Source organism: Pseudomonas protegens (assembly GCF_003732485.1).
GTDB lineage: Bacteria > Pseudomonadota > Gammaproteobacteria > Pseudomonadales > Pseudomonadaceae > Aquipseudomonas > Aquipseudomonas protegens_B.
Genome location: NZ_MOAK01000034.1, coordinates 117700 through 133375, shown reverse-complemented (window position 1 = coordinate 133375; position 15676 = coordinate 117700). Strand labels below are relative to the sequence as shown.

At 59.3% G+C, this 15676-nt stretch carries 13 protein-coding genes, 1 tRNA gene and 3 pseudogenes; 6 read left to right on the top strand and 11 right to left on the bottom strand.

From position 1 onward, the window contains the following. Positions 1 to 4: 4 nt before the first annotated feature. From BLX41_RS06190 to BLX41_RS06175, 4 genes are all read left to right on the top strand, one after another. Positions 5 to 1270, top strand: a complete 1266-nt coding sequence (locus tag BLX41_RS06190; protein WP_259744490.1) for an OprD family porin — start codon at positions 5 to 7, stop codon at positions 1268 to 1270. Positions 1271 to 1605: 335 nt separating this feature from the next. Further along, positions 1606 to 3639 (top strand): multicopper oxidase family protein, encoded by a 2034-nt coding sequence (locus BLX41_RS06185; RefSeq protein ID WP_123724181.1) that lies wholly within the window; start codon positions 1606 to 1608, stop codon positions 3637 to 3639. 136 nt (positions 3640 to 3775) lie between these two features. Further along, positions 3776 to 4441, top strand: a complete 666-nt coding sequence (locus BLX41_RS06180) for a hypothetical protein (protein WP_259744472.1) — start codon at positions 3776 to 3778, stop codon at positions 4439 to 4441. A 5-nt stretch (positions 4442 to 4446) separates the two neighbouring features. Then, positions 4447 to 5142: a tetratricopeptide repeat protein gene (locus BLX41_RS06175; protein ID WP_123724179.1), complete on the top strand. Its 696-nt coding sequence runs from the start codon at positions 4447 to 4449 to the stop codon at positions 5140 to 5142. Positions 5143 to 5212: 70 nt separating this feature from the next. On the opposite strand, the gene BLX41_RS06170 is transcribed toward BLX41_RS06175, so the two are convergent. The 7 genes from BLX41_RS06170 to BLX41_RS06140 form a co-directional block, all read right to left on the bottom strand. Next, positions 5213 to 6343 carry a lysozyme inhibitor LprI family protein gene (locus BLX41_RS06170; protein WP_123724178.1) on the bottom strand — a complete coding sequence of 377 codons (1131 nt, stop codon included), beginning with the start codon at positions 6341 to 6343 and terminating at the stop codon, positions 5213 to 5215. 31 nt (positions 6344 to 6374) lie between these two features. Further along, a complete protein-coding gene (locus tag BLX41_RS06165; RefSeq protein WP_123724177.1) occupies positions 6375 to 6761 on the bottom strand; it encodes a c-type cytochrome in 387 nt (128 codons plus the stop codon). Between the two features lie 105 nt (positions 6762 to 6866). After that, a complete protein-coding gene (locus BLX41_RS06160; RefSeq protein ID WP_123724176.1) occupies positions 6867 to 7661 on the bottom strand; it encodes a hypothetical protein in 795 nt (264 codons plus the stop codon). 13 nt (positions 7662 to 7674) lie between these two features. Then, on the bottom strand, positions 7675 to 8502 hold the full coding sequence (locus BLX41_RS06155; RefSeq protein ID WP_123724175.1) for an acid phosphatase: 828 nt from the start codon (positions 8500 to 8502) through the stop codon (positions 7675 to 7677). Between the two features lie 53 nt (positions 8503 to 8555). Beyond that, positions 8556 to 9389 (bottom strand): MipA/OmpV family protein, encoded by an 834-nt coding sequence (locus BLX41_RS06150; protein ID WP_123724174.1) that lies wholly within the window; start codon positions 9387 to 9389, stop codon positions 8556 to 8558. A gap of 124 nt (positions 9390 to 9513) precedes the next feature. Beyond that, positions 9514 to 10548, bottom strand: a complete 1035-nt coding sequence (locus BLX41_RS06145) for a DUF1214 domain-containing protein (protein WP_123724173.1) — start codon at positions 10546 to 10548, stop codon at positions 9514 to 9516. A 172-nt stretch (positions 10549 to 10720) separates the two neighbouring features. Continuing rightward, a complete protein-coding gene (locus BLX41_RS06140) occupies positions 10721 to 11704 on the bottom strand; it encodes a helix-turn-helix domain-containing protein (protein WP_123724259.1) in 984 nt (327 codons plus the stop codon). Between the two features lie 687 nt (positions 11705 to 12391). Here BLX41_RS06140 and BLX41_RS06135 point away from each other — a divergent pair. Continuing rightward, positions 12392 to 13363: a fimbrial protein gene (locus BLX41_RS06135; RefSeq protein WP_148059690.1), complete on the top strand. Its 972-nt coding sequence runs from the start codon at positions 12392 to 12394 to the stop codon at positions 13361 to 13363. 35 nt (positions 13364 to 13398) lie between these two features. On the opposite strand, the pseudogene BLX41_RS06130 reads toward BLX41_RS06135, so the two are convergent. Both BLX41_RS06130 and BLX41_RS34585 read right to left on the bottom strand, forming a co-directional pair. Next, a pseudogene (locus tag BLX41_RS06130) lies at positions 13399 to 14223 on the bottom strand (IS3 family transposase); the annotation flags it as partial. Between the two features lie 16 nt (positions 14224 to 14239). Continuing rightward, positions 14240 to 14498, bottom strand: a pseudogene (locus BLX41_RS34585) (site-specific integrase); the annotation flags it as partial. On the opposite strand from BLX41_RS34585, the pseudogene BLX41_RS34580 reads away from it, so the two are divergent. Continuing rightward, a pseudogene (locus tag BLX41_RS34580) lies at positions 14467 to 14697 on the top strand (lysis system spanin subunit); the annotation flags it as partial. The pseudogenes BLX41_RS34585 and BLX41_RS34580 sit on opposite strands and share 32 nt — an antisense overlap. Positions 14698 to 14862: 165 nt before the next feature. On the opposite strand, the gene BLX41_RS06120 reads toward BLX41_RS34580, so the two are convergent. Next, positions 14863 to 14938 (bottom strand) — tRNA-Thr (locus tag BLX41_RS06120). A 234-nt stretch (positions 14939 to 15172) separates the two neighbouring features. Continuing rightward, the coding region (locus tag BLX41_RS34575) for an aldehyde dehydrogenase family protein (RefSeq protein WP_259744471.1) at positions 15173 to 15676 on the bottom strand (504 nt) is incomplete at its 5' end.

Below are 15676 nucleotides of genomic sequence, written 5' to 3'. Positions count from 1 at the left end.
CTGCTTGATTGCACTGGGGATTTTGAGCGCTACACAGGCCATGGCCGACGGCCAGGCCGATGCCAAGGGCTTCGTCGAAGACAGCAGCCTGAAAGTGCTGCTGCGCAACGCCTACATCAACCGTGACTACAAAGACGGTAACAAGGACAAGGCCGAGTGGGGCCAGGCTGCCATCGGCACCTTCTCCTCGGGTTTCACCCAGGGCACCGTGGGCGTGGGCGTTGACGCCTTCGGCCTGTACGCACTGCGTCTGGACGGTGGCAAGGGCCGCAGCGGCGCTGGCGGTATCGACTTCTTCAAGCAAGGCGACAGCGGCAACGCCGCCGATGACCTGAGCAAGTTCGGTGCAGCAGTCAAGTTCCGCCTGTCCAACACCGTGCTGACCTACGGTGACCAGATGCCGGCCCTGCCGGTGCTGAACTACGACAACTCGCGTCTGCTGCCGGAAAGCTACACCGGTACCCTGATCACCTCCAAGGAGATCAAGGGCCTGGAGCTGAACGCCGGTCACTTCACCGCCGAATCGCGCAAGAGCGCCGAAGGCCGTGACAGCGGTGGTCTGAAGTCGATCAACGTATTGGGCGGTAGCTACCAGTTCACCGAACAGTTCAAGGGCGCACTGTACGCTTCCGACGTCGAAGACGTGCTGAAGAAACAATACGTGAACCTGAACTACGTGTTCCCACTGGCCACCGATCAGTCCCTGACCCTGGACTTCAACGGCTACCGTACCGAGCTGGACAAGTCCTACGCGCAGAAGGCCAAGGCCGGCGGCGAAGACAACAAGATCTGGAGCCTGGCAGCCACTTTCGCCACTGGCCCGCACTCGTTCACCCTGGCGCACCAGCGCAGCACCGGCGACAGCCACCTGGGTTACGCCTATGGCGGCTATCAGCGTGGTCAGAACCGCGTGGGTGACGGTGGCAACACCATCTACCTGGCCAACTCCTACTGGTCCGACTTCAACGCTGAAGACGAGCGCAGCTGGCAGCTGGGCTACGGTCTGGACTTCGGCGCCTTCGGCGTACCGGGCCTGACCTACAACGTGGCGTACGTGCGTGGCGACAACATCACCACCTCCACTACCACTGGCGGCAGCGAGCGTGAAATCTTCAACCAGCTGAAGTACGTGGTACAGAGCGGTCCAGCCAAGGACCTGAGTGTGAAAGTACGTAGCTCGGTACTGCGGGTTTCGCAGAAGTCTTCCGAGTACAACGTGGGTGGCAACGAACTGCGTGTGTTCGTCGACTACCCGATCAACGTGTTCTGATGAACGCCTGATCACCGCCTGACTTCAGGTGGCGCAATGGAAAAAGCCCCGACTGGTTCGGGGCTTTTTTGTGCCTGCGATCTGAGCGCAAGGAGGCCGCCAGAGTGGGGGATGGGCGTGGTCGGGGCGAATGTGCGGTGAATTGGCGTGTCGCGTTGCTTTTCGGGCGTTTCCCACTAGCTTTATGCCATCAGGGATGAAGTTTCAGCCGCAATGGATGCGGGAGAAGTTGCAGCGTAACGCTGATCCCTGTGCTTGGCCGATGTTGTTTCGTCCTGCCGCCGCTCTGCTGCGGGTCGTCCGGTCTCAACCTTCCTGGAGCACAGGAGAACACCATGAAAGGACCCCAGCCGATCAACGCCTTGGGCGCAGGAATCCTGTTGTCACTGGCTTGCGGTATCAACCCTGTAGTGGCCGAAGAAGCCGCACGGATATTCGAGAATCCCGGCAGCCTGGAACAGCATGCACCGCAACAGAAAACCGGAGAAACCACACTGCTTATGTCGTCCAAGGCCACTGTCTTGAGCACTCTTCCAGCACCCTCCCAGGGCGCTATCGAACGCGCTCTGGTCTTGAACATCGACTACATCAGCAGCTCGATTTTCGATCCGGCCACCGGGCGCAATGTGCGGGTGAAGCTGCGCAGCTACCTGGGCCCGACTATCAATCCCGCGGCGCCCTTCGTGGCTCCGACCATTGACGTGTCGCCGGGCGACACCGTACGCATCACCCTCAACAACGGGCTCAAGCCCAGAAGCGACCAGCCCTGCAACGCTCACTCCACTGAACCCGACAAGCCCCAGTGCTTCAATAGCACCAACCTGCACTCCCATGGTTTGTGGGTCAGCCCCGCCGGCAATAGCGATAACGTGCTGCTGTCGATCAATCCCGGGGTCAGTTTCCAGTACGAGTACAACATCCCCGCCGACCACCCGGCCGGAACCTTCTGGTACCACCCCCATCGGCATGGTTCCACTGCGCTGCAGGTCGCCAGTGGCATGGCCGGTGCCTTGATCATTCACGGCAATCGCCCCCCGAGTGCACGAGCCAACGGCGACATCGATACCCTGCTCAAGTCGGCCGATGGCAAGGACTTTAAGGAGCGCCTGCTGGTGCTGCAGCAGATCCCTTATGCCTGCAAGGGGGTCAAGATCGATCCGGTAACGGGCGACAAGAGCGTGGATTGGCAATGCGATCCGGGCGAGGTCGGGGTGGTCGAGGACTTTGCCCAGTTCACTCCGAAGAGCTGGGGCCAGTCGGGGCGCTACACCAGTATCAATGGCCAGGTGCAGCCGACCTTCGACAAGGCACGCACCGGTCAGGTCGAACGTTGGCGCCTGGTCCATGCGGGCATACGCGACACCATCAAGCTGGAGTTTCGCAAGCTCGCCGACAGCGCCCTGCAAAAGAGCAATGCGGGCGTTGCCGCAGCGGTTGCCGATGCTTTCGTCAGTCAGCAATGCGTAGGCGAACCGGTGGACTATCAAGTCATCGCTGCCGATGGCCTGACCCTGGGCCAGGCGCAAAAACTTAGCCAGGTCACCTTGCAGCCCGGCTACCGCAACGACCTGCTGATGGTCTTCCCGCAGGCTGGACGATACTGCGTGGTGGATGCCGCGCAAACGGCCAACGGCGGCGTGTCCCAGGCGGCAAGCGGTCGGCAGATTCTCGGGTTTGTCGACGTGGAGGACGGCACCCCGGTCAAGGACACCACTGCCTACCTGACCCAGCAACTGATCGACTCGGCCCGGCGCAACATGCCGACCCATCTGCAGAACCAGATCATCGCTGATCTCAACAACGGTCTGCGGCTGACCAAGTTCGTGCCTCACGAAAGCATCAGCGACAGGGAAGTGCAGGGCAGGCCCGAGGAGCGGCTGATGTTCTTCATCAACCGGGAAGACCCGAAGAACCCCAAGTTTGAAGTGGGCACCAGCATGGACGACGTCAAGCCGTATGAGCCTGGAACCATCAATCGCCACCTGACCCTGGGCACGGCGCAGACCTGGGTGCTGAGTTCCGGTTATGCCAGCCACCCGTTCCACATTCACGTCAATCCGTTCCAGGTGGTGAAGATCATCGGTCCGGACGGCACCGACCTCAGCGAGCCGGGGGCGATCGACCAGAGCGACCCCACCGACAAGCAGTACGCCGGGCTCAAGGGCGTGTGGAAAGACACTCTGTTCGTCAAGGGACCGGACAAAGAGGGTCGCCCTTACACCCTGTACACGCGCACTCGGTATGAACGTTACATCGGCGAGTTCGTCCTGCACTGCCACATCCTCGATCATGAGGACCAGGGCATGATGCAGAACGTCAGTATCGAGCTGTCCGATGGCCAGGGCGGTACCGCGCCCATGCACCATTGATCGCCTGACAGGCGGCAAGGGAGGGCGCCTGCGGGGGCGTCCTCCCATGCATTGCGCTGCATGGCAAAGCGCGGCCCCGCGCCTGACCCTTCTTTGTTAAAGTTCCACTCCCTCTTTTGCGTCACGGATGATTTCGATGTTCCGTACCCTGCTATCCGGCCTGTGCCTGCTGAGCGTCGCCAGCATCGCCCACGGCCAGCAAGCGACTGCGTCCGAGCAGTTGCTGAGCGAGTTCTCCCGCTGCGATGGGCAATTCTTCCAGAGCCTGAACACGGCCCGGCTACCGGCGGGCACCCTGAGCCTGGCCCGATACGGTGCGGTGAGTGCGCCCAAGGTCGTGAACCCCTTGCAGGAAGGCGGTCGCTACCAGGCCTTCGAACAGCCGCTGCTGGTCAACGGGGTGCGCTTGGTGGGTTACTACAACGAGGCCCAGTCGCTGAAGTCGGTGGGCAATCTGCTGTTCTGGGGCTTTGTCGCCGAGGGCGAACCCCAGGATGTAGCCGCGGCGCTCAAGCCGTTGTTGCGGGACAACAGCCGCCTGAAAGCCGATCGCAGCGCCATGACCCGGGTGGAGATCCGCCGTGTCGGCGATCCGATCGACCAGTGGCGTACCGAAGGCCTGGCGGGAGGTGGCGTGGCCACGCCGTTCGGTTTCGTCGAGCGTATATTGAGCATCGACACAGGCACCACCAGCGCCCCGATCTCCGGGCGCACCACGATCTTCTGCAGCCTGCAGGGCACGGTCACCGCGCCGCTGCTGCAGGTCTATCGCCCTGACCTCAACGCTCACCTGCTGGATTGAAAAACATGCCTTCACTGTCTGTTCGCGGATCGATCCTGCTGCTGTGCATCCTCGCTGCCACCGGCTGCGCCAGCCTGCAGAGCCAGGACCAGATCAACTACGCCCATTGCCGCCTGGTGGGCCAGGCCTCCAAGGCCGAGAAGTTCGATGTGGTGCTGCAAGAGGCCGATCTGTGCCTGTCGAAAAACCAGCTGTCCAGGCCTATGCAGAGCCTGGTGTACTGGTTGCAGTCCGATGCCTACGCCAGCTTCAAGCGTTATCCGGAAGCCATCAGCGCCAAAGAAAAATCCATCGAACTGGGGCCCAAGCCCGATGCCCGTGCGGTGCTGGACCTGAGCCGTCTTTATCGTGAGTCGGGCAACCCGCAAAAGGCCCTGGAACTGGTGCAATCCAACCTCGACGCCAACCTGGGCGAGGCGGGCAAGGGCACCGGCTTCAACATGCCGACCTACTACCACTTGGGCCAGACCCTCTACGACCTGGGCCAATACCGCGAGGCGGCCGAAGCCTACAGCGCCGGCCTGCAGAAGCAGCCGGACTATGCCTGGGCCTTCTACCACCGGGGTTTGGCCTACGACAAACTGGGCCTGACCGACGATGCTCGCGCCGACTTTACCCAGTTCGCCAAGCGGGTGAACCCGAAGTACGTCGAACCGCAGCATCAGGCCAAGCTGGCCGAATACAAGATCAGCCTGCCCTGAGCAGAGCTTTGCCGGCGCAATGAAAAAGGCTCGCCGGATGGCGAGCCTTTTTGTTCAGGAAGCGTGCCCTTCAGTCATCCGGATTGATCGCGAATTTCAACTGATCGCCTTCCAGGTACACCACCGCCTCACGGCCATGGATATCCACAGGACGGGCTGAAATCGCCTCATGCTCGGGGACGATCTTGGACAGCACCTTGTACTGCACGTCGACCCGCCAGATACAGGCCCGCGGCCCTTCGTTGTCGAAGTACATCACCGGGCGGGTTTCGCTCCAGGTGGGATTGACGATGCTCCAGCCGGCCTCGACGTCATTGTGCTCGGTGACGTTCTCGGTGTAGGTGTTGTTGCTCTGCTGGTCGTAGTCCAGGGACAGGCTGTAGTTCTCCTGATTGAGATCCTGGCCGACCCGCGCTCGGGCATGGCGCAGGGTGTTGGAGAGCGACTGGAACAGCTGCTGGCTGGCTTCGGGAGCACTGCGCGAGCCCAGGCGATAGCTCATGCCTTGCTGCAGCTCGCCGCCGCTGCGCTGGCGGTAATAGAGCACGCCGTCGACGATGCCGGCGAAGCGCTGGCCCTGATCGTTGGCCCCCGGAGAGGCCCAGCCGACAAAGCCGATATCCCGGGCGATGGGATGCAGGCCGGGCTGGTCATCGGCGTATTCGTAGAGGGTGCCGACATAGCCTTCCCGCCCTTTCTGGTACTGACCGACGAACAGCACCACATGCAGCACGCCATCCAGCACCTGGGCGTCGACGATCTGCTGATCGCCCTGGGCAGGAGCGGCGGTGAACCTGGCCAGGGTGAAGCGCTGCCAGTCTTCAGGGTCCTGCAGGCGGTACTGCCGGGTGGGGTCCATCGGCAGCAGCTCGCCCTTGCCGGGTGCCGGAGGAAGCGGCAACAGCGTGAGCATCTTCACCTGGGCCCGGTAGGCCGCCTCCAGGCAGTCGCTGTCGATACAGGTGTCGCGTACCTCTCGCAGCCACTGGGCTTGCAACAGGCGAAACACCTGCAGGTGCTTGAGCGCCTTGTAGCGGCGGTTCAGTTCATCGTCCTTGGCGGACAGGGTCGGCGTGTCGCAGACGGTTTTCTCCACCCGGGTCGAGGCCTTGGCGCAGTCGAAACCGGCAGCCTGCAGTTGGGGCATGAACGCCGCCAGGGCCAGGCCCGTGGCGGCAAGCGACAGCAGAGGAAACTTCATCAAAACATCCTTGTAGGCAAACGAGCTTGGATCAGGGGGAGGGAAAGGTCTGCAGATAGGCCAACAGATTATCGATTTTTTCTTCATCGCTCAGCCCCCAGAAAATCATCCGGGTACCGGGCACCACGGCCTTTGGGTCTTCCAGGTACTGGATGAGTTTGTCCCGGGTCCAGACGATGCCCGACGACTTCATCGCCGTCGAATACTGGTAGTCCTGGGCACTGCCTGCCGGGCGGTCGATGATGCCGTTGAGCTGCGGCCCGAACGAACTGCGCACCGAAGGCCCGATATTGTGGCAGCCGCTGCACAAGCGCTTGAACAGCTTGCCACCGGCTTCGGCATCGCCGGCCAGGGCGGGGGAGGTGAGGAGCGTGGAACCGACCAGCAGGGCCAGGATCGATAGGACGATGCGCTTCATGTTCAGCCTGTGTGTCACTGGAATCGGCGGCTATTTGATCATGAAGAGCGTCTGTTTGGGGCAGTGACAGCTCCTGAACGGAGTGGGTGTTTTACCGTGAAGGCTTCAGAAGCGCCCGCTGATACCCAGCAGTGGCCCCTTCTGGACAATGTCGTAGACGAAACCGTCATGGCGATAGTTCACCCCCATGGCGCGGTAACCGAGCACCGCAGAAAAGCCGGGCAAGAACTCCCAGCCCGCCAGCGCGGCCAGATCCCAGTCCTCCCGAGACTGTCCCGCGCCCGCCATCCCCCAGGACGACAACCAGAATCGCTCATTCACCGCATAGTGCCCACGCAGCCCGGCCATGGCATCCGCCCAGGTAGCCCGGTCGGATCCGGACAGGCCGCCAGCAGGCCCGCCATGCAGGCTGATGGTGGTGCTGCTGTACCAGACACGCACTCCACCGGCGACGTCCAGCCGATGATTTTCATCACCCAGGACGGTGTACCCGCCTCCCAGGAATCCGGAAGCCGTCTTGCCTTCCACCTCGAGCTTGGACGCCGGGGCGCCCGCTGGCAGCCGGTTGCGGGTATCGGTGTCGATGTACATCAGGTCGGTGAGCACGCTGTAGGGCCCGCGCCGCGCCTCGCCCATCAGCATCACCGACATATCGACAGTGCGTGCGATGTCCGAGAAGTCGGACTTTATAAACTGGGTCCCGGTGCTGCGGTGGCCCACGTGTCCGCGGATACCGGCGCCCCATACGTAGGGCCCGCCGTTGAAGTGCCAGTCATCGCCGTCCGCCGCCATGGCCACAGTCGGCAGGCTGCAGCCGGCTGTGGCGAAGGCGCCGACCAGCAGTGCCAAGCGGGCGCGCTTGCGCGGCAAAGGCGAGCGAAGGTTGTCGCGGTGCATCATGGGGTTTCTCCGATCAGTGCTGGGTCAGCGAGAGCGCGACGCGCTCTGCCGCACAGTCCTCTGCCGGCTTCAGACCGGCCTTCTGGGCTGCCTTGACCTCCTCTTTTGCGGCCGCCAAATCCGCCAGGAACTCCGGATTGCCATGCAGGCTCGCCACCGTGGCGGCGCCCATGATGCGGCCTGCATCCACGTCGCTCTGCCAGTGCGCATCGCAGATGACCCGGCTCTGGCCGTATGCCAACCCGCGGGTCATCAGTTCGGTGGCACGCTCAGGCTGAATCTCGGCGAGAACCAAGCCCCAGGCCCAGCCGGCGGCAGAGTGGCCGGACGGCCAGGAACCGTCCGTGAGCAACAGCGGCTCCATGTCCTTGCGGCACGTCCCTTCGTCATGCACTACGAAGGGACGGGTACGGTTGTAGGCGTTCTTCCCGGCATAGGTGGAGCCGCCCGCATCGCTCAGGGTGCGTTGCATCAAGGTATAAAGATGCGGTGTGTTTTTCTCGGTGATGGGTGTGCCCAGTGCGCAGGAGAATGCTTTCGCCGGGCCTGGGAACGACAGTTCCGCATCCGTTGCCGCGAGCTTCTCCCGGGCGCTGCCGCGCAGCGCCAGCGCCGCACGCCGGGCTTCTTCATCCCGCGCTAGGGCTGCGGAGTCAGGCTTGGGCGGTGCGCCGAGCAGCGCCAGGCGTAACGGCAAGTCAGCCGGGGCTAGGTAGCCTGGAGCCAGTTTGAAATGAGGGTCCGTGATCGGGGGGGCGGCATCTTCGGCGAGCGCCAGCCCAGTGCCGAACAGGCCGGCCAGGGACAGGGCTGTCGCCCACTGCTTATGTAGTTTTTTCATCGATTACTCCCTGATCTGTTCCTGTATCGAATGGCGTCGGTATGAGCGGTCGATCAGAACCGGTAAAGCGCGTTCAGATAGGCGCCTGCACCCACCTTCTCGCCCGTCAGCGGGCTGTCCCGGGCGTCGGCGACCAGGGCGTAGGTCTTGATGCCGCCTTCCAGTGCCAACTGTGGCTGCCATTGCCAGGTGAGGCCCAGTTTCAGGGTCACGTCGCGCATTCCGCCGCCTGGGTGGTATTCATCGAACCGGGTCCGTGCCGCTTGCTGAGCGGTGACGCCAAAGCGCGCCATCATGTCGTTCTCATTGCTCCAGGTGCCGTACAGCGTCGAGTCCAGGGTCAAGGTCGATGACAATGCATAGTCCGTGGCAACCCCGGCCTCCAGGTACGCGGTACGGCCCAGGCTTTCGCCACCGTAGTTGCGGTCCTGGGTCGATTGCAGGCCGCGCACGAACAGGCGCCCGGCCGGCAGGATCCAGTAGGCTTCCGCTCCCACCAGGGCGGTGCTGTCCAGGTTGCCCATGCCCTTCAAGTAGTCGTCACGGCCGTCCAGGGTATGAATTCGCTCCTTGCGCCCCTGGTCATAGCCAATCAACAGCGCCACCCCGAAAGGCGACAGCCCCGGCAAGTCCCAACGCAGCCCCTCTGGGAAGGCCGCGGTAAAAGTGCCCCAGTCTTGGGTAGGCAAGACCGCCTTGAGTTGCAGCGAAGGGAAAGCGGCGTACCGCGAGGAACCTTCGTACAAGGGACCAACGGCCAATCCGCCGCCTACCGTCACGGACGCAGTGCCGTTTGCATCGTCCGACCGTGCCGGCAATACCGTGGCCAAGGCGCTAATGAGCAGCAGTTGATGCAGCAAGAAGTGATAAGCACCTTGGGTTGTCATTGTTTATTTCCTTTGCTGTAGAACTCTTCAAGGCAGAGCTGCCCCCCGACTTGATTGGCACTATCGGGCGTGGCGGCGTTTGCGCTTACTTGCAAGTTTCAGCACTTCTTAGTGGAGGCCTTGGCTAGAGCCCGATGGGCTGCGGCTGGGGAAAACTCCACTGGCCATTGAGTATTTCGTTGCTTGGCCGATAGAGCCTGACCGTATAGTTCCAACCGGGCGTAGTCGGCAGGCAATTGACGATCTTGGCGTCGCAAGCCCCGAACTGGATGACAATCGAGCCGTCATCACTTTTTTTGGCCGTGAGGTTATTCAGTGAATAGACGTCATACGGGTTTTTCTGGAAGTACCCGTCGGCGTTATAAACACTCACGGACCAGAAACTGTTGACCGGCACCTGCCCGACCTTGAGACGGTAAACGGTTTTTCCATCGTTGCGCGGTATCACGCCGCCGAGGTAGATGGCGTCCTTGCTGGGATTTCCGCCCCAGCCGGTCGCAGTTCCGATCAGGTGATGGATCGGATTGACCCTGCCCTTGGGGCCAAAGGACTGGTTGTAGTCGGGTATTGTCGAACCCAGGACAGCCAGGGCATCACGCATCTGTTTCTGGCTGGCCTGATCCCACTTGGGTACCACGAATTCCCCGACCTTGGCCTGGCTGACCCCGATTGCGTCCTGCAGCACATGTACCTGCTCAAGGTCTTTGCGCTCCGTGGGATCGAAGAACAGGCGGACGGCGACGAAGACATAGCGGGTACCGATCACCTCTTTCGTCAGCGTATGGTCGCCGGCACCGTAAATGACCGCGGGTACGTAGTGGTCTTCATTGACCACTTGCATCGACATGAACCGCCCGCCGGCTTCAGGCAATGTGATGGTGACCGGGCCGGCATCGAGATCGAACACGGCCGACGAATACAGCGTGTCGCGATTCATGCGAATGACATTCTGAGCGTCGATGGGGACCGGTTCGCGGTTATGGACAAACCGACCCAGGCCGCCATCCGCGACGGTCTTGCCCATGTAGAGGTCGGACTCGGCACGGATAAAATTGTCGACACCCACCAAGAGCGTCGTATCAGCGGACGGCTGAGCATTAACGCTGCCGAAAGTTGCCAATGTCAGAGCGACAATGCAGGCCGTGGATGAACAGGACATTTAAACCTCATGAGCTTTTAAGTGGGCATCAGCTGTTCAAACTTTATAAGAACACCCTGCTGGAAACTTGCCATTTGGTGCCAAAAGCCAAGCGAGCGCGTGCCGCGAAGACGGACTTGGAAGTCAGCCAGTTACATGGGCGCAAGAGGGGCGAGGGAGGAAGAAAAGTCAGTTAGCGATCGTGTTTCAAGATGGCGCGATAGCGCGACGGTGAACTCCCGGTCCACCGCTTGAAGGCACGGGTGAAGTGCGCTTGATCGCTGTAGCCCACCATGTAGGCAATTTCGGTCGCGGTGTATCTACCGCTGGCAATGAGTTGCAGTGCTTCACTGCGGCGGGTCTCGTCACGCAAGTCTTCGAAGTCGATACCGCAGGATTTAAGACGCCGCTGCAATGTTCGAGAAGACAGCCCCATGTTCCTTGAGATCACGCCAAGTTTGGATTGATCCTGGTCCGCTATCCGCTCGCTGAGCACGCCGGCGGCTGCCACTGTCGACCTCAAGGCTTCGGTGACTTTCCAGGCATCGTCCCGGCCGGGTTGCAGGGGGGTGTCGAGCAGCTCACGGTCGAATTCGATCATGTTGTGCTGCGCGTTCATTTCCAGATGGGCCCCCAGGTACTCCTCCAGCGCCTCATCTCCTCTTTCCCTTGGGTTTTGCAGATGCACGCGTATGGCGCCAGGCTCACCGGACATGAGCGGTACTTTTCTGAGCAGCGCCAGCGTGCCGAGAATGACCTGCTTCGGATCCGCCCCATGCTGCCCGGTAAATCGGTGGATCAGTTTCGTCGTACGGCCTTCGGTGATGATTTTTACCTCTCCACCCTGATGCAGTAAGTCCGTATGGATCGACGCTACCGCACAAGCTTGAGCGAGGTTGGTCGAACCCAATATCAGCTCGCCCCAGGCACCGAGTGAGCGTACTTCGATCAGGTGCCCCACCGTTGCCCCGCCGAAGGGGTCCTGGGCGATGGCGGCCATTTCGTTGGCAATATGAAAGCAGGTCGCTCGCGGCACCCAGGCATCAGCGTATTGAAAGACATGCGGGGAAATACCGTAGCGCCGGAAGAACTCCAGTGGCGACACCCCGCGCATGCTCAGGTAGGGGGCAATTTGCCGAAGAGTACTGAGTTTGATGGATGGCGTAGCATTCGTCATAAGCGTTCGCCCCTTTTTAAAAGTCATGCACGTCAAAACCCTCCTGGCCTGCTGGGAAACACTAGCGCAAAACTTTTGCCGAAGTCCGTTTTAACTACAGCGCGGCGAACATAATGGTTTCGCCCTTCGCACCGCAGCGCGCGCAGAGGGAGTTCTTTTAGAAAGGACAAGGCCAGGTGGATGCTGAGTGGTATCAGGGGGCAAGGCGCACATTGCCATGTTGAGTCACTTTCGGAGAGCCACAACAGTGTGGCTGCGCCCTGAAGATGCTGGCTGCCTGAATTGCGGTCGACGACAGCCGTTGTTCTATCTTTTCTACGGCTGTGGATAACTCGAGTGGGCGTCTATGAAATTACCCTGGCTCCAGAAACAACAAAGCCCCTGCATTTTTGCAGGGGCTTTGTTTTGTATGGTGCCGGCACTAGGAGTCGAACCCGGGACCTACTGATTACAAGTCAGTCGCTTTTTTCAATAAAATCAAAGAATTGCTGATTTTCTTGTTACGTGTGGTCTAGTCTGAATCCGCTCGTCTATGGAGCTTGAATTTGACTTGTTACGTGCCCAAACCCTCATTGGAAATCTAGCGTTGCGTCACACCACCAAAACGGAACAAATAAGAAATATCTTATTTCTGCATTGAGTTTCTCAATATAGCATTCATAAAAATTTTTTTTGTTGGTGGCGACATTGAGTTTATTTAGTCTGTTTCGATTTTTCGTAGTTTCCTCTTTTCTGCTCTGCTGGGTAGAGGGCGCTCATGCAGCGTGTAAATGGGGTAGCAACGATCCTTTTAAGAAAATTCGTAATTTCACATATGACGGAAGAGGTCTAAGCCTTCCTCAGGATATTGCAGATGGGGAGGTTTATACAGCTACTTTTACGAGTTATTATCAGAAAATTGTAGTTGACTGCGAACCTCGTACCCCTTCGGGTATTAAAGTAAACTCGGCCGTTAGTGACCAGCCGGCCACTGGCGGGACGTTCCCGTTTAAATCCAGCAACTTTTCATGGTCCCTAAATATGTTAAATTATTTTCCTATGCAGTCTGTAAGTGCACCTGGTAATAACTATACGCATGGGATGGGTTCAGACTTTGGATTCACAAATAGCTTTGAGTTACGTATTAAAAAAGAGGGTGATATAAACGAAAGCTTTACTATTCCTGCAGGGCTGCTTGGTACTTGGGTCACGACCGATGGCTTTCAGATCGCGACAATCACATTGCTAAGTCCAATTACAATTAGCGCGGCGTCATGTAAAACGCCAAGCGTTAGCGTAAATATGGGAGAGTATCAAATATCAGATATTGAGAAGTCGACGGAGGGGTCGATAAATGTCCCGTTTGATATAGGCCTTATTGACTGCCCATCTTCAGTTACGCGGGTGGAATATTTACTAAAGGCCAATACAAAGGTTGTCGATAATGTGCAGGGTATTGTCTCTTTGGATAGTGGCTCTACTGCAAAGGGGGTGTCGCTTCAAATAAAGGATTCGCGTGGTGTTCCATTGAAGCTTGATGTATATAACAAGTTTTCTGGCAGCAATAATGGAGGTGGTTTCAAAATTCCAATGAATGCTTCGTATGTAAGGGTTGCGGGAGAGAAGATTAACGCAGGCTCTGCAAATACTAGCCTTACTTTCATCATGAAATATCTTTGATTTATACGTAATGAATCACCCCGGGTTTTCTAGACACGACGACTCATGCTGGCTACCAGGTTGTTAGCTCTCAAGAAGCTTCGCCAGCCTGAGCTGCTGTACTGACTGTCTTGATCCGAGTGGATCATCGCCTCTTGCTTCGGCTTACGTCTCCGAACCGCCATCAGCAGTGCATCAATGGTTACGTCGCTGGTCATCTGCGACTTCATTGACCAACCAATGATCTGGCGTGAAAACAGATCGAGCACCACTGCCAAATACAGCCAGCCTTCATATGTTCGGATGTAGGTAATGTCTGTGACCCAGACTTTGTTGGGTTCTCTGACATCGAATTGGCGCTTCAGTAAGTTCGGTGGGGCAACGGCTTACCGCCATATTTTCACTGTCTCCGTCGATACCCAGTCTGAGAGCGTAAACCTTCAAGGCGCATCAACCTAGCCACCCGGTGACGGCCACAGCTCTCTCCAATCTCTCGCAGGTCATCAAGGATCTTGCGATAGCCATAAACACCACCGCTTTCCAGCCAGGAGTGTTTGATCAATCCAAGCAGTCGCTGATCGTCCTTGGCTCGCGCAGACTTTGGTTCTGATAGCCACGCGTAGTAGCCGCTGGGATGAACCTTGAGCGTCAGGCAAAGCCGTCGAATCGCGTAATGACCCGCTTGCTGCTTAATAAAGGCGTACTTCAGCCGTACTCCTTGGCAAAGTACGCGGCGGCCTTTTTAAGATGTCTCGCTCCTTCGTCACCCGTTTCAGCTCGGCACGTAGACGACGGACCTCAGCGCTCTGATCATCTTCCTTAATGCGCTGTTCCTGGGGCTTGGTTTAACGCTTAACCCAGGCATAGAGGCTGTGCACGGTGTTACGTGGGATTTTCTCAGTCTGCAGAAGGGGAGACTGTGGGGATGCTAAGGTCGTAGACATCCATCATCTTGGGGTCACGGTGGCCGCTGGCCTCTTGCTTGTCCGCTCGGTTACCTACGGTGTCGGTGATACCGCGCCTTTTCAGGTCATGCAGGGCAAACCGCTGTTCTGGCGAGTGCCAGGGTCATGAAGCGTTGCCAGGCCGTGTCCAGGCTGGTTTTGCGAAGCGGGCCGCCGTGGCTGGCTACTGCTGATGTCCGGCTGTCAGTCCTACTCAACGCCACCGCCTCGGGTGGTAGCGGTGGGGTGCCAGCCACCGCCGGCACCTGCGGCGTGGTTCATGGAGGAGCGCGAGCCGAACTTGACCCAGCGGCTGCTCAACGAATTGTCGCCATCGCCGGAGACGGTGACCAGGGACTGATCGCGCTGCAGGCGTGTCAGGGGTACGTGCGAGAACTGATCCGAAAATAGACCTGCCTGCAGGCGTGCCAGTGAGTTGTCGCGTGGACATTTGTGGACACTTTCTGACGAGCTGCAGCCTTGGGCCGGGAGCCAAGGCATAGAAACAATGTACGTCTATTTGTACGTTCGGCAGAAACAACAAGGCCCCGCATTGCTGCGAGGCCTTGTTTTGTATGGTGCCGGCACCAGGAGTCGAACCCGGGACCTACTGATTACAAGTCAGTTGCTCTACCAACTGAGCTATACCGGCGTGTTAGGGCGACGATTATAGCGATTGGCGGGGTTCTGTAAACCCCTGAAATCTGACTATTTTTGCGTGGCCTGTTGAGGGCGCTGGCTGCGCTCCTCGGTGAATCCTGTCGGCCGGGAAGATTGAGCGCTGCGCCCCTCTGGGCTGAGGGGCGTCGCAAGGCTGTGTGGCCAGGGCGATTAAGGCTCCCAGGGGGGGCGTTGTGCGGGGAGGAGGCGGGCCTTGCCGCGTTGGCTATGCCTTGTCCCAGTTCTCCAGCTCGCTCTGGGCGTCATGGAACACGCTGTCGGGATAGGGGTACCACCAGTTCTGAATCCGTGGTTTGTGATCGATGATCACCATCTTCGAACGGCGAAACGCGTCCAGTCCCTGACGGCCCAGTTCGCTGCCGATTCCCGACATTTTCCAGCCGCTCAATGGCAGGGCGTCGTTGTCCACCAGGGGGTTGTTGATCCATACCATGCCCGCTTCAAGGCGCTCGGCCGCTTCCATCGATTCGGTCAGGTTGGTGGAAAACAGTGAGGCTCCCAGGCCGAATGGCGAGTCGTTGGCGCGACGGATGGCCTCGTCGAAATCGGCGACGCGGCAGACCGCCGCCACTGGCCCGAAGCATTCTTCCTGGAGAATCGCCATGTCACTGGTGACGCCACTGAGGATGGTCGGTTCGTAGAACCAGCCGACAGGGCGGTCCTGTGGGATGCGCCCGCCGCACAGCACTCGGGCGCCTTTGGACACGGC

What these genes read in the sequence shown, in the direction of transcription:
- BLX41_RS06155 (WP_123724175.1), bottom strand. Translation starts at nt 8,502, where the DNA reads ATGAAAAAACTACATAAGCAGTGGGCGACAGCCCTGTCCCTGGCCGGC.
- BLX41_RS06145 (WP_123724173.1), bottom strand. Translation starts at nt 10,548, where the DNA reads ATGTCCTGTTCATCCACGGCCTGCATTGTCGCTCTGACATTGGCAACT.
- BLX41_RS06150 (WP_123724174.1), bottom strand. Translation starts at nt 9,389, where the DNA reads ATGACAACCCAAGGTGCTTATCACTTCTTGCTGCATCAACTGCTGCTC.
- BLX41_RS06140 (WP_123724259.1), bottom strand. Translation starts at nt 11,704, where the DNA reads ATGACGAATGCTACGCCATCCATCAAACTCAGTACTCTTCGGCAAATT.
- BLX41_RS06165 (WP_123724177.1), bottom strand. Translation starts at nt 6,761, where the DNA reads ATGAAGCGCATCGTCCTATCGATCCTGGCCCTGCTGGTCGGTTCCACG.
- BLX41_RS06175 (WP_123724179.1), top strand. Translation starts at nt 4,447, where the DNA reads ATGCCTTCACTGTCTGTTCGCGGATCGATCCTGCTGCTGTGCATCCTC.
- BLX41_RS06160 (WP_123724176.1), bottom strand. Translation starts at nt 7,661, where the DNA reads ATGATGCACCGCGACAACCTTCGCTCGCCTTTGCCGCGCAAGCGCGCC.
- BLX41_RS06185 (WP_123724181.1), top strand. Translation starts at nt 1,606, where the DNA reads ATGAAAGGACCCCAGCCGATCAACGCCTTGGGCGCAGGAATCCTGTTG.
- BLX41_RS06170 (WP_123724178.1), bottom strand. Translation starts at nt 6,343, where the DNA reads ATGAAGTTTCCTCTGCTGTCGCTTGCCGCCACGGGCCTGGCCCTGGCG.
- BLX41_RS06180 (WP_259744472.1), top strand. Translation starts at nt 3,776, where the DNA reads ATGTTCCGTACCCTGCTATCCGGCCTGTGCCTGCTGAGCGTCGCCAGC.